This window comes from Fibrobacter sp. UWB1 (assembly GCF_002210325.1).
In the GTDB taxonomy this organism is placed as follows: Bacteria; Fibrobacterota; Fibrobacteria; order Fibrobacterales; family Fibrobacteraceae; genus Fibrobacter.
The window spans coordinates 81,793-95,798 of the sequence record NZ_MWQL01000002.1 but is presented as its reverse complement, the minus strand read 5'-3'; the positions used below and the strand labels follow the sequence as shown (position 1 = coordinate 95,798).

At 51.1% G+C, this 14,006-nt stretch carries 10 protein-coding genes; 3 read left to right on the top strand and 7 right to left on the bottom strand.

Annotated elements, in window-relative coordinates:
• Positions 1–41: 41 nt before the first annotated feature.
• Together B7988_RS01970 and B7988_RS01965 are read right to left on the bottom strand one after the other, a co-directional pair.
• Positions 42–1,331 (bottom strand): homoserine dehydrogenase, encoded by a 1,290-nt coding sequence (locus B7988_RS01970; protein WP_073190709.1) that lies wholly within the window; start codon positions 1,329–1,331, stop codon positions 42–44.
• Positions 1,332–1,378: 47 nt separating this feature from the next.
• Positions 1,379–3,256: an InlB B-repeat-containing protein gene (locus tag B7988_RS01965; protein ID WP_073320721.1), complete on the bottom strand. Its 1,878-nt coding sequence runs from the start codon at positions 3,254–3,256 to the stop codon at positions 1,379–1,381.
• Positions 3,257–3,345: 89 nt separating this feature from the next.
• Between B7988_RS01965 and B7988_RS01960 the strand changes: the two genes are divergently transcribed.
• A complete protein-coding gene (locus tag B7988_RS01960; protein ID WP_073320718.1) occupies positions 3,346–4,518 on the top strand; it encodes a sugar transferase in 1,173 nt (390 codons plus the stop codon).
• A gap of 116 nt (positions 4,519–4,634) precedes the next feature.
• On the opposite strand, the gene B7988_RS01955 is transcribed toward B7988_RS01960, so the two are convergent.
• Together B7988_RS01955 and B7988_RS01950 are read right to left on the bottom strand one after the other, a co-directional pair.
• Positions 4,635–5,150 carry an OmpH family outer membrane protein gene (locus tag B7988_RS01955; protein ID WP_073320715.1) on the bottom strand — a complete coding sequence of 172 codons (516 nt, stop codon included), beginning with the start codon at positions 5,148–5,150 and terminating at the stop codon, positions 4,635–4,637.
• A 9-nt stretch (positions 5,151–5,159) separates the two neighbouring features.
• On the bottom strand, positions 5,160–7,850 hold the full coding sequence (locus B7988_RS01950) for a POTRA domain-containing protein (protein WP_249268799.1): 2,691 nt from the start codon (positions 7,848–7,850) through the stop codon (positions 5,160–5,162).
• 227 nt (positions 7,851–8,077) lie between these two features.
• Between B7988_RS01950 and B7988_RS01945 the strand changes: the two genes are divergently transcribed.
• Entirely contained in the window at positions 8,078–9,871 is a 1,794-nt protein-coding gene (locus B7988_RS01945) for an ATP-binding protein (RefSeq protein WP_088656641.1), read from the top strand.
• 158 nt (positions 9,872–10,029) lie between these two features.
• Here the strand turns inward: B7988_RS01945 and trpS are convergent, their stop codons facing one another.
• The 3 genes from trpS to B7988_RS01930 form a co-directional block, all read right to left on the bottom strand.
• Positions 10,030–11,025: a tryptophan--tRNA ligase gene (trpS, locus tag B7988_RS01940; protein WP_088656640.1), complete on the bottom strand. Its 996-nt coding sequence runs from the start codon at positions 11,023–11,025 to the stop codon at positions 10,030–10,032.
• A gap of 16 nt (positions 11,026–11,041) precedes the next feature.
• On the bottom strand, positions 11,042–11,983 hold the full coding sequence (locus B7988_RS01935; protein ID WP_072798431.1) for a UDP-glucuronic acid decarboxylase family protein: 942 nt from the start codon (positions 11,981–11,983) through the stop codon (positions 11,042–11,044).
• Positions 11,984–12,065: 82 nt separating this feature from the next.
• The gene (locus tag B7988_RS01930; RefSeq protein ID WP_249268798.1) at positions 12,066–12,905 is read right to left on the bottom strand and encodes a type III pantothenate kinase; all 840 of its coding nucleotides are present in this window, start codon (positions 12,903–12,905) and stop codon (positions 12,066–12,068) included.
• Between the two features lie 70 nt (positions 12,906–12,975).
• Here B7988_RS01930 and B7988_RS01925 point away from each other — a divergent pair, with 70 nt between their 5' ends.
• Positions 12,976–13,881: a DMT family transporter gene (locus B7988_RS01925; RefSeq protein ID WP_088656639.1), complete on the top strand. Its 906-nt coding sequence runs from the start codon at positions 12,976–12,978 to the stop codon at positions 13,879–13,881.
• Positions 13,882–14,006 lie beyond the last annotated feature (125 nt).

Genomic DNA, 14,006 nt, shown 5'->3' with positions numbered 1-14,006 from the left:
ACCAAATTACCGAATCTCAGATTTTCCGTTTCACGCAATTTTTAGGCGAGGAAACGAATCACCTGGCTCTTTTCGACAATTTCGGGCAAAGCGTCGATAGCGTCGACAGCCTTCGAGGTCTTGCAATCCTGGGTCTTTTCGGTGATAACCACGATAGAAACCTTACCCGGATCCTTCACGTTCTTCTGGATAATGGTTTCGATGGAAATCTTGTTTTCGGCCAGGATGCTCGTAATCTTGGCAAGCACACCACAAGCGTCACGAGAGGTGAAGCGCAGGTAGTAGCGAGAAGTCGTTTCCGAAATCGGCACGAGCGTCGCGGAATTGTCGACGTTGAACCAGCCCATGGGGAGCGCCTTGCGGGAGCCCTGGTCCACGGAGCGGGCCAGGGAAACGAGGTCGGCTACCACGGCAGAGGCGGTCGGCAAACGGCCTGCACCGGCGCCGGTCTGAACCGTTTCGCCCAGATTGTCGCACTTCAGGTAAACGGCGTTGATCACGCCATTCACGTTAGAAAGCAGGTTGTCGTTCGAGACAAAGCACGGATGCACGCGGGCGTCCACGCGGTCGCCGTCGCGGTGGTAAATGCCAAGGAGCTTCACGCAGCAGCCGATTTCCTTGGCGAATGCGATATCCTGGGCGGTAATTTTGGAGATACCGGTCACGTGAATCTTTTCGAAGTCCACGCGCTTGCCGCTGCAGAGGCTAGCGAGCAAAGCCGTCTTGTGGGCGGAGTCGATACCTTCGATATCGAAGGTCGGGTCCGCTTCGGCAAAGCCGAGCTTCTGGGCATCCTTCAGGACCACATCGAAGTCGAGGCCTTCGTCGGCCATGCGGCTCAAGATGTAGTTACAAGTACCGTTGATAATGCAGCTCAGGTGTTCCACCGTAGAGCCGAGCAGGCCTTCCTGCAGGCTGCGGATAATAGGAATGCCACCGCCAACAGCGGCTTCGAACAGCACATGCAGGCCGTTCTTGGCTGCAAGCGGGAAAATTTCGTGACCGTACTTGGCGAGGAGAGCCTTGTTCGCGGTCACCACATGCTTGCCGCTTTCGAGGGCAGCGAGGATCCACTTGCGCGGCATGTTGTAGCCACCGGCGAGTTCCACGAGCACGTCGATGTCGTTACCGGCAATCATTTCGTCGGCATTGGTAGACACCTTGTAGCCCTTCGCCTTGTACGGGGCAACTTCTTCTTCGGACTTCGCGCAGATGCAGGCGAGTTCGAGTTCGACACCGAGCTTTTCCTTGTACTCGGCAATCTTCTGTTCCAGAATCTGGATAACACCGCCACCAACGGTTCCAGTACCAATAAGACCAATACGCAACATAAGGCGTCTCCATTTTAAATTTTTACGGGGCAAATATAGAATTTTGGCTAGAATCTCACAGACACCTTGCGGCTTCCATTCCCGATTCGAAGCACATAATTCCCCGAAACAGGCACCACCATATTGAAATTCGAGCTGTTTACAGTCCCGCGGAGCACCACGTTGCCCTGCATATCGAATAAGGCATACCTATCGCCCACACGGGCTCCCGCCACCTGCAAGTTGCGATTTACAACGTACACGCTAAACCGCGGCAACGGCATTCGCTCAAAGGAAGTAGTCTGTTCACTACTCGAGCTCGGCGTCTCAGAGGAGCTTGACGCATCAGAAGAACTGCTAGATACGCTCGAAGAGGATTCCTCGCTGGAGCTCGAAACTGGGGGTGTAGTCCACTTGGCATAAAAGATCTGTGTACCAGTCGCTTTGGGGCTCACCGAAGTGACAGCATTCCCCCAAAATTGCCTGTTATCATACCAACCCGCAAAATAGAACCCTTCGCGAGTCACGAATTGTGCATCAGGAAGCGCTGTCTCCACTCCTTCTTCATAATACTTCAGCTCATGACCTTTTTCGATTTTGCCGCCTTCATCTAAAACGAAAAATACATAGTGTTTCGTGTTACTCCAATCAAAATGCGGGAGCACCTGCGTGCCAGCAGGGTCTTCGGCCCATACGAGACCATCGGCGCCATTTTCCACATAAGAACCGTTACGGTAAGTTTCAATCCAGCCTCGTAAATAACCAGCAATAACTCCACCCATTAAACGTTCTTCGGTAACACCTAGAACATCTTCTATTACCTTGTTAGTTGTATCCGACACATTAGCAACAAGAATATCCTCTTGCTCCACAAAAAAACAATTTTCAAATCTGATCTTGCCGTCACCATATCCATACCCGAGAATAGTTCCTGCTTTTAGTGAAGAATCTGCATCGTAGGAAACATGCCCAGCATTATACGCATTAGCAATAGTAACGCCACCACCAATAAGGTCTGCGCCTTCTCCATAACCAACAAGCCCACCAACACTCGAGCCACCTTCTACGGCACCCTTGTTGTAGACATTTTTGAAAAGAGCGTATTCGAAAGAAGTCGCTTTGCCTAATAAGCCGCCAACATACATCTGTCCGACAACTTTTCCGGCATTATAGCTTTGGTAAACCCCGAGAACGCCCTTACTTGCCCAACCAACAAATCCACCAACAGCCTCCTTACCGGAAACCACCCCTGAATTATAGGATTTTATTATATAGACATCGTCTTCATATTTACTCCCAATGAATCCCCCCACTTCGTACAAACCTTTCACCATAGACAGGTTGTAACTGTTCGATATATACAGCGATCCCTTGTGCCATGTTGCGCTTCCAATAAAGCCTCCTACGCCAGATTCACCCTCAACCAAGCCTGCGGCATAGGAATTCGTTATTTCCATTTGGTTTTTCGAATAATCGTTTACAAAGCCAACAAAGGCGCCCACATTTTCTTTTCCCGCGAAATAAAAGTCTTCAAGACCGAGGTTTAATATTTGAAAGCCTGACGCATTTTCAAATAAGCCCACACTTTTGTCACCGTTGCCATTAAAATACAATCCATATATAACATGGTTGTTCCCATCAAACTTTCCCGAAAAATCTTTCATCGGAACCCACGGGACAAAATCCTTTTGCGAATTCAATTCGCCTTCGGAATTTAGCACTGATTCATTCACCACGATATCCTGAGTCAGTTTTCCACACACCTTCCCTTGAGGGTCACCCTCTCCTGTACCATTCACAATGTCTGCAAATCCGTAAAGTTCGGCGGCATCTGAAATTTGATAACAACCATCCGACAAAGTTGGCATTTTTGAAGTAATAGTCGCCGCATTTGCAGACAAGGCTGTAAACAGAACTCCCGTAAAAATTGAAATCGTGAATTTCATAAAATCTCCTCTTTAATTCTGATTAGAAAGATACAATAATTGAAAGCCCCACTTTGCCTAAGCAGTTACAAGTAACTATATTTAGCGACATGGAACAGGAATCCGTCAATCCGGCAATTGGCTCAATTCTCGACGAACAAAAGCTCAAGAACATTGTCTACCCGGCAAAGCTCTTCAGAACGCGCTTGAACGAAGAATTCATGCGTGCGAACCGCACCCGCAAGCCGTTCCTGTACATCAAGATGTATTCGCACCAGTACGACTTCTTCGGTTGGGGTAGCCCGAACAAGACCGTCGAAAACACCTGGCGAATCAGCATTTTGACCATGTTTTCGCACCTGCGCTTTATCGATGTCTTGGGCTACCTTTCCGACGGTAGCGGTCTCGGCATCATCTTGCTGAATTCCGACCTCTCGGTGCTGGAATCGATCCGCAAGGAGATTCTGCACAAGCTGAACGACGCAGGCCTTATCCAGACGTTGCGCATCAACCCCAAGAAGCCCATCTTTGAAGCCTATATCTATACCGGATACCAGGAAAAAGACAACCTGGAACTCGAAGATAAAATCAAGGACTTCAACAGCGCTAACGGTCGATTCTTCTCGCTTAGCCGTCTGAACCTTGACCACATCTGGGAACACCCGCACACCATTCGCTACCGCCACATGGTCAAGCGCATTGTCGACGTGACCTGCACCAGCATCGCGATTGTACTTTGTTCCCCGCTACTGCTTTTCTGCGCGGCCGCAGTCAAGATCAGTGACCCGAAGGGACCTGTCATATTCAAGCAGACCCGCGTAGGCAAGAACGGCAAGCTATTCACCATGTACAAGTTCCGCAGCATGTACGTGGACGCCGAAGAACGCAAAAAGGAACTCATGGCCCAGAACGAAACGGGCGGCAAGACGTTCAAGATGAAGAACGACCCGCGCATCTATCCGTTCGGTCACGTGCTCCGCAAGTTCAGCCTCGACGAACTCCCGCAGTTTTTCAATATCATCAAGGGCGACATGTCCATTGTGGGTCCGCGTCCGCCGATTCCGTCCGAAGTGGCGGAATACGAGCCCTGGCACCGCATGCGTCTGTCCGTAACGCCAGGTCTCACCTGCATTTGGCAGGTCAGCGGTCGCAGCAACATCAGCTTCGAAGGCCAGATGCGCCTCGACAACGACTACATCAAGCGCAATGGCAAACTCAGCGATGATGTCTCGCTTATCCTCAAGACCTTCAAGGTCGTGTTCAAGGGCGAAGGCGCGTACTAGTCAGTGTGTAGTGAGAAATGTGAAATGTGTAGTGTGAAGTGTGAAATGTGAAATTTAAAAAGAGCAATGAAAAAATTTCATTGCTCTTTTTTGTTGATTAAATTGTCGAGGCTTGATTATCTGTTGTTCAGGTAGTCAAGCACTTTCTGCGTCAGGTCGTTCTCTTTTTTCCAGAACACTACGGCGCCCGTTGCCCGGTCAACCACCATGTCGTAGCCTTCCTGCAAGGCGATTTCGTTAATGGCCTTACGGATCAACTGAATGATCGGACCGCTCACCTTTTCGTTTTCAGAAATCAGTTCTCCCTTACGGCCGTACACGCGGTCGATAAAGCTCTTGAGTTCCATATCTTTCTTGTTGTATTCGGCTTCGAGCTCGCGCTTCTTTTCGTCGCTGAGCATAAGCACCTGCTTGTCGAGCTTTTCCTTAATGGCGGCAAGTTCCTTCTGCAGCAAGTTGCCCTGCTGTTCCCACTTGGCCACCTGACGGTCGTATTCTTCCTGGGCGCGCTTGGTGCCCTTGTAGCCGTCAAAAATCAGCTTGGAATCCACATGCGCAATGCGGAGTCCATCTTCGGCAAACGAGACGGTCGCAAACGCAAGCATTAAAGCCATCAGCAGATGTTTAAGCATAAAGCCTCCTTAGAATCCCTGGCCAATGACAAAGTTGAACTGCATGTCGCCCACTTCGGTACGCTGTGTGCCGCTATAGGTTTCGCCCACATCCAAGGGCCAGGCAAAGTCGAAGCCGATAATACCGAGCATCGGAACAATCACGCGGAAACCGAAACCGATATCCTTCTTGAGGCTCGTCGGATCCCATTCGTTGAGCGGGTTCCTGGAGGGTTCGGGCACCTTGGTGCGCGGGTTGTAGCGTTCACCGAACACGTTACCGGCGTCAAAGAAGAATGGCAACAGGTAGAAGGTCTGCGGCACAAGGCCGAGCTGGAGTTCGGCACCCGTGTACTGGTAGCTACGACCCAAGCGGCGGTAGCCGATAGAACCCGAGCTGTAACCACGCATCATGCCTTCGTAGCCCATCACGCCACCCATAGTGTAAAGCGTGCGGTACTGCAACTGGTCGCCAAAGATCACGCCGTACTGGTTCGTAAGGGCAATGGCCAGGCGGTCGCGGAACAGCGGGAACCACCACTTCACCGTAAGTTCAGTCTTCACGAAGTTGAAGTCACTAAACAGCACATCGTCTGCCCACTGGATATCGAGCACGTAGCGGGAACCTTCGGTCGGGAACTGAGGCAGGTTCTTGTCGTCACGCAACAGGCGGAAGTTCAAGGCCGATTCCACACCGGTGTAAACCACGTAGCTGTCATCGATGTTGGGGCCCTGCTTGTTCATGAGCCAGCTGTAACCGATCTGGCCGTAGAAATAGTCATCGGGCCACTTGAGGCGCTTACCCAGGTAGACAGAACCGCCGTAACGGGTAATATCGGGGTCGTCATACTTGGACATGTTCCACCAGGAGTAGCTAAGGCTTGCACCCAAGGTGATCGGCTTATCCATGAACCAGGGTTCCTGGAAGCTGATAGAAGCACTCTTCTTGTCGGCACCGTATTCCACGCTGAACGATGCGGCCTGGCCATCACCCATACAGCAGTTCGGAATAGACACGCTAGCCGTACCCACGACACCGTCGCTTTCGCTATAGGACACGCCCAAGCTGAACTGGCCGGTACCGGCTTCCTTTTCCTGTACGGTAAAGTCGAGGTCCACGTCCTGCTCGCCCACCACCTTGATGTCGGGTACGACCATGTCGAAGTAGTTGAGCTGCATGATTTCACGGAAGCTACGTTCCAACAAGGACTGACGATAAGTATCGCCCGGATACAGGCGGACTTCGCGGCGGATTACCTTTTCGTTGGTCTTGGTATTGCCGTGAATATGCACCTTGTGAATCTGGGCAGGCAGGCCTTCGGTCATCCTGTAGGACAGGTTCACAATAGAATCGTTTTCGAACGTACGGGTTTCTTCGTACTGGGCAAACAGGTAGCCGTCTTCGCGGTAGGCATCCAGAAGGGCCTTGCGGGAAGCGTCGTACTTGTACTGGTCAAAGACTTCGCCGCTGTCGAGGCGGTAGGCATAGGCAAGCATCTTGTCGTTGAGCACTTCGTTACCCGAGAAGTGCAAACCACCCATGTAGTACTTACGACCTTCAATCATGTGGATATGAATGAGAATCGAGCTCGAAGTCTTGATATTGTCGTACTTGTTGAGGACCGGGAACATGTCTTCGATCATGTAGCGGACCATCAACTTTTCTTGATAAGTAGAGCGTTTCTTGACCTTGCGCAAGGAATCGATCTTGGGGTTCTTCCACTTGCGACCGTCGACAATGTCCAGGAATTCCTTACGGGCGCTTTCGTAGCGGATAATGTCGTTCAACATCTTCCAGGCGTCTTCTTCGGCCTTGACCGTGACCTTAGGTCTAGACACCCACGGCATTTCGCCCACTTCGCGGTGCCTGCGGAAGAAGTGCGTCACCTGCATGGTGGGCTTGCCCGCCATCTTGTACAAGGGCGTTGCGGAGTCGCCCAAGGCGAGGTTCAACTGCTTGTAAAGGACTTCCAGGTTTTCGCCCAGCGGAACCATGCGGCCCATATAGAACAAGCAGGTGGAGTCCGGCAGGTATTCGGCACTGAATTCGGTCAGTTCTGCATCCAGGTAACCGAAATGACGAATAGCGTTCAACACCGTGTCGCGGTCAGCCTCAAAAATGTTTTCCTTGAATTCGCCGCCGCCCCACCACTGGTCGAGCTTTGTCACCATGTGTTCCATGATATCTTCGGCAGGCACATGATCGTTGCCCTGGATATCGAACTGGCGGACTTTGACCTTTTCACCTTCGCGGATAATGAAGGTCACCATATTCTTGTTTTCGTCGACCGGCGTTTCGCGGTAGCCCACTTCGGCCAGCAAGTAGCCTTCGGCGCGGTAAAAATCCAAAATAGCCTGGCGGTCGCGTTCGAGTTGGCTCTTGCTGTAAACCTGACCCGGAATCATACGGATCTTGAGTTTCAAATCTTCTTCGGATTCTTCGTCACAGCCTTCGAATACGGCCGTATCCAATGCCGGGAGTTCCTTAATCTTGAAAATGAGGTCGACATCGGTGCCATCGCCCACATAGTCAATCCAGGCAGTCACATCGTCAAACAGGCCCGACTTGTAAAGGGACGTCACCGAGGACTGCACCTTTTCGGTCAGGGCCGTCGGAGAATAGCTTTGACCATCGCGAATACCGATACGGCTAAGGACCGCGCGGTCGTCCATGTGGACGGTACCTTCGACCTTTACCTTATGGATTTTATTTTCGACCATATAGCTCTCGGACATTTCGGACATGTCCAAAAGCTGGGCCTGAGCAAGCCCAACAAACACAGCAAATAGAAACAGCCAGCGAAAGCGCAGAATAAACCTACCTATAAACAAAATTCGGGACAAAAATACAAAAGTTATAAGCGGGAGACCCGCACGATTCTTTCCAAAAAGTAAAAAAACGGCATTTTTAGTGTTCACACCCCACACTTTTTATATACATTCAGGGTATGACACAACAAGCACTGAGATTATCCGAGATTACTATTTCGAATCTGCGCTCTATTCAGAGGCAGACGTTTCCTCTCAGTAGCTTTACCGCACTCATCGGCTACAATAACGCGGGCAAAACGAATATCTTGATGGGTATTCGCTGGCTTTTGTCCAAATTTTCGCTTGACATTTCATACTTTGACGACCCCAACGACCCCGTAGAAGTCATCGGCGTTTTTGATGGCATCACGGACCAAGTCTTGAACCGTTTGGGCGAAGAATACGCCTCCGAAGTGCGACCGTTTTTGCAGAATACGCCACAAGGCCCCGGCCGCCTGCGCGTCAAGAAAGTGCAGCGCATTCCCAACGAAAATCCCGAAGCGCTCGAGCTTTTCGTATTCGTGCCGAGCAATCACCGCAAGGGCGACAAACGCGAATGGGTTCGCCCCAGTGAAGCGTTCAAGTTCGCTTACCACCGCATGTTCCCCGAATCGATTGCCATTTGGGATTTCGAAGGGAACCAGGCGTTCACCAAGCTCTTGCATGAAATTTTCAAGCCGCTGGAACGCCGTTTCGGCAACGAAATCAACACGCTTTTGAACAAATTCAGCGACCTGCTTTCGCCCGACAGCGAAAACCGCGCCGCCGAAATCGAGACCTTTGACCGAGAAGTCAACGAAAAACTTTCGCCGCTATTCCCAAGCGTCAAAGTGGAATTCGACATTCCCATGCCGACCCTTGAAACATTCCTCAAGAGCGCAAGCCTCAAGGTCATCGACGAAGACGACGGTTTTGAACGCGACATCAGCCGCATGGGCGAAGGCAGCAAGCGAGCTATCCAGATGGCACTGGTGCGTTACCTGGCCGATGTAAAAAAGCACCATCACAACCATTACCTTAGCCGCACGCTGCTGCTTATCGATTCGCCGGAACTTTACCTGCACCCGCAAGCAGTAGAACTCGTGCGCGTGGCTCTCAAGAACCTTTCGAACGAAGGTTACCAGGTGGTATTTGCCACCCACAGCGCCCAGATGGTTACCAGCGAAGACGTAAGCACCTCGCTACTCATCCGCAAGAACAAGGAGCGCGGCACCTACATGCGCAAGCGAATGGAAGACGCCGTGCACCAGGTGGTGCAAGATGCTCCCAGCCAGCTGCAAATGTTATTCAGCCTTAGCAACAGCAACGAGCTCCTGTTTGCCGACTATGTACTTTTGACCGAAGGCAAGACCGAATGGCGCGTGCTTCCGGCGCTTTTTGAGCGCATTACCGGGCAGTCCTTCGCCCTCATTAAATGCGCGCTGGTCCGCCAGGGCGGCGTGAGCAACACCCGCAAGAGCATGCAAGTGCTCGACGCCATGGACATGCCCGTGCGCGCCATCGTGGACCTAGATTACGCATTCACCACCGCCACCCGCGACGGATTCCTGGAAGCGAACGATCCCGACATCAAGTATTGCCGCGACCTGTTCCGCGAACTCGCCTTCCACAATCATTTGCGCTTGGTAAACGGGCTGCCCGTCAACAAGCACAGTAACATTAGCGCCTCCACCGCTTATGCCATGATGGCCGAAATGGAAGAAGCGCAACAACCCATCCGCAGCATTCACGCGAAGCTCCGCAGCCAAGGCATTTGGGTATGGACAAAAGGCGCCATCGAAGAACATCTAGGTCTCGAAGCCAAGAATGAACAGGCTTGGAGCAAGTTCATCGAACGCAGCAAATCATCGAACTTTATAAAAACTCTCCCCGACTACGCAAGTATCGAGGAGCTGTGCAATTGGATTATTGAAGGCAGCCGCGGGAATTAATTAGACAAAAGACCCTCGGACAACCGAGGGTCTTCTCATATACAATTCACATTTTATAATTCGTTTAGAAGCGAGCAAGACCAGGAACAAGAACCGAAGCTGTATAAATAATACAGCGAGAGTTCTTGTGACGCCGTATTGCGAAGCTTATAGACGAATTAGTACGTGCCCAACAGGGCACGGACTTTTTCCATCATTGCCTTAGATTTAACGCGGGCCTTTTCCTTGCCGTACGCGAGAATCTTGTCGATTTCTTCGGTATGGCTGAGCAGGTAGAAGTACTTTTCGCGGGCAGCACCTAGGTGTTCCTCGAGCACATTCTGGAGTTCCTGCTTGGCATGGCCCCAGCCCATGCCACCTGCGCGGTAGCGGGCGGCGAGCGCTTCGGTCTGTTCCGGTGTCGCAAACAGCTTGTACAGCTTGAACACGTTGCAAGTGTCCGGATCCTTGGGTTCTTCGATCCCCTGGGAGTTTGTCACGATCTTGCCGATCTTCTTTTTGAGAGCCTTGCTTTCCAGGAAGATGTCGATGACGTTGTCGTACGACTTGCTCATCTTGCGGCCGTCAAGACCCGGGATGATGCCGGTCGTTTCCTGGAACACCGGTTCCGGAATGGTGAACACATCTTCGCCAAAATGCTTGTTGAACTTGATGGCGATGTCGCGGGCAAATTCCACATGCTGCTTCTGGTCCTTGCCCACGGGCACGATGTCAGCGCTGAACATCAAAATATCGGCGTCCATGAGGCACGGGTAGCAGTAGAGCCCCATGTTCACGTTGGCATCCGGATCTTCGCCGGCGGCTTCGTTCTTCGCCACCTTGTCCTTGTAGGCGTGGGCGCGGTTCATGAATCCCTTCGGCGTAAAGCAACTCAAAGCCCAGCTGAGTTCGAAAATTTCAGGGATGTCGCTCTGCTTGTAGAACAGGCCCTCTTCGGGGTTCAAGCCAAGGGCAAGCCAGGTTGCCGCAATCTTGTAGATGTTCGCACGCATTTCGGCGCCGTTCTGCACCGTAGTCAAAGCATGGTAATCGGCAATGAAGTATACCGTATCGTAGGTCTTCGAAAGTTCAAGAGCCGGGCGAATTGCGCCCAAGTAGTTACCCAAGTGAGGTGTGCCGGTGGGCTTGATGCCCGTGAGTGAAATTTTTTTCATGGAACGATTTTAGGGTTTATTGTTTATTGTCTTTTAAAAGCTTGTCGAAATACACAATCGTCTTTTCGAGGCCCTGACGCAAGGGAATCGTCGGTTCCCAGCCGAGAGCGGATTTTGCAAGATCGATGTTGGGGCGGCGCATCTTGGGGTCATCACCCGGAAGCGGCTTGTACACGATCTTGCTTTTGGAACTCGTGAGTTCAAGAACTTCTTTAGCAAGTTCAAGCATCGTAAATTCGCCGGGGTTTCCGATGTTGACCGGTCCGATAATCTTGTCCTGGTTCATCATGCGGATAAAGCCTTCGATCAAGTCGTCTACATAGCAGAAGCTACGGGTCTGGCTACCGTCACCGTAAATGGTGATGTCTTCGCCCTTGAGCGCCTGCACAATAAAGTTACTGACGACGCGGCCATCGTTCATGAGCATGCGCGGGCCGTAGGTGTTAAAAATTCGCACGATGCGGATATCCACATTGTTCTGGCGGTGGTAATCCATGAACAGGGTTTCGGCGACGCGTTTGCCTTCGTCGTAGCAGCTACGGATGCCGATCGGGTTTACGTTTCCCCAATAGTCTTCAGTCTGCGGGTGCACCGCCGGGTCGCCATAGACTTCGCTGGTGCTTGCCTGCAAGATGCGTGCTTTTACGCGCTTGGCCATGCCAAGCATGTTGATGGCACCCATCACGCTCGTCTTGATGGTCTTTACCGGATTAAACTGGTAATGGATGGGGCTTGCGGGGCATGCCAAGTTAAAGATGCGGTCCACTTCCAACAGAATCGGTTCTGTCACATCGTGGCGGATCAGTTCGAAGCGATGATTGTCGCGCAGGTGGTCGACATTCATCAAACGACCCGTAAAGTAGTTGTCAAGGCAAATAACCTCGTGTCCGTCGTTCAAAAGACGTTCACACAAGTGACTTCCCAAAAACCCAGCCCCACCAGTAACTAGACAGCGCATATTAAGCTCCAATTATATGAGCATAATATAGCTATTATGGCCATAAGTGACATTAATCCCCCCCCCTCTTAATTGAGAAAATTTATTCTTCTTCGGTGTCCCGCGATTCGTCGCTGTAAGCAGAAGTTGCCGTCCCGTTCAACGCTACCAGACGAATCCCTCGCAGCGTCAAAAACGGATCGTATTTATCAATCAAGGATGTTCTACGAGCGATGGTTTTCCCCCAACCACCGGTTGCATAGACGGGCATGTCATCGCAGCCCATTTCCTTCTTGATTTTTCCGATGAGGAACTCCAACTGAGCAAGGAATCCATACAGAAGACCAGCGCGGATTGCGTCATCGGTATTGTCCGCCACCACAGCCTCGGGCCATTCAATCGTCACAGGCAAAAGGCGCGCGGCCTTTTCCGTCAAGGCATCCAGGCTTGCATTAATGCCGGGAATAATCACGCCACCCGCAAAGGCGCCATCCTTCATGACGTCGAAAGTGGTAGCGGTCCCCATATCCACGACAATCGCATTCTTGAAACCAGCCTCACGCATGGCAACCACATTGCACAAGCGGTCGGCACCGGCCATAGACGGGTTCTGGTAATTAATCTGCAAACCCATGCAGTTCTTGGAATTCACCACCTGCACCCGTTTTTTTAGCAAGGAATCCAAAGCCTTGATCCAAGGGCGTTCCAAAGCGGGCACCACGGTAGAAAGTCCCACGTGGGTAATCTCTTCTGACTTAATCTTGGAGAACCTCAATAGGCCGCCCACTTTATTCATCACTTCATCAGAGGTCGTTTCCTTGCGGGTCGTCAAGCGCCAATAATCAACAACCTTGGTATCCTTAAAAATGCCAATCACCGTGTGGGAGTTGCCCACATCGACCACAAAGGAAATCGTATTCTTCTTTTCAGCAGTCTTTTTCATCTGTAAAATAGTCTTTTCCTTAAAAGATATAATTTTTTTTCAAATCTTGAGGATTTCTATATATGTATACATGACCAATTTATGGTATACGCTTTTACTCGTTCTAACCGCCGCCATCTGGGGGTCGGGCTTTGTAGCCCAAATTGAGGGCAACGCCTTCGGGCCGTTCACCTTTTCGTGCATACGTTGCTTTATCGCGGCTGGCTTTTTGGCTCTGATTTTCAAGATTCTCGACCTAATCGGCAAAAGTCCGCGCAGGCCTCACAACCGCGAGGAGCGGATTCTACACTGGAAAGCCGGATTCTTTTGCGGGCTCGCCTTGTGCACGGCCATGAACCTGCAACAGCTGGGAATGTTTCTCGGCACCCCAGCCGGAAAGGCTGGATTCCTTACCGCATGCTATATCGTGCTTGTACCCATCGTCAGCTTATTCATTGGCAAGAAGACTTCAATCAAGACTTGGCTATGCGTCGTCATCACGACCTTCGGGCTTTACCTGCTCTGCATCAAGGACGGTTTTTCATTGGAACTTTCGGATGGTGTTTCGCTGCTGTGCGCCCTCGCCTTTTCAATCCATATTTTGGTCATCGACAAGTTCGTGAACAAAGTCGACCCGATTCGCGTTTCGGCGATCCAGTTCCTCACTATCGGCGTTTTGACGGCTCCGCTCATGTTTGTTTTCGACATGAAATTCCCTGTTATGGAATTTAGCACGATTGCTGCCGCGCTTGTCAATCCAAGAGCCGTCGCAGGACTTTGCTTTGCCGCCTTCTGCTCTAGCGGAATCGCCTACACGTTACAGATTGTTGCTCAAGACAAAGTAAAACCCACCATCGCTTCGCTTACGATGAGTCTGGAATCGGTTTTCGCCGTGCTTGCAGGCTGGGCAATTCTAGGGGAACAACTTTCAGCCCGCGAAATCTGCGGTTGCGCCATCATGATGGTCGCTATCGTTTTCGCACAAATTAGGCGCTAAAAAGCAAGCGACCCGCCCTGTTGATAAAAATTAACGTAAAAAATCGGAACAAAAGTTTCCACTTTAAAAAAAAGAATATATTTTATTTACACATTTACGAGTGCAGAATTCACTACACTGTAATT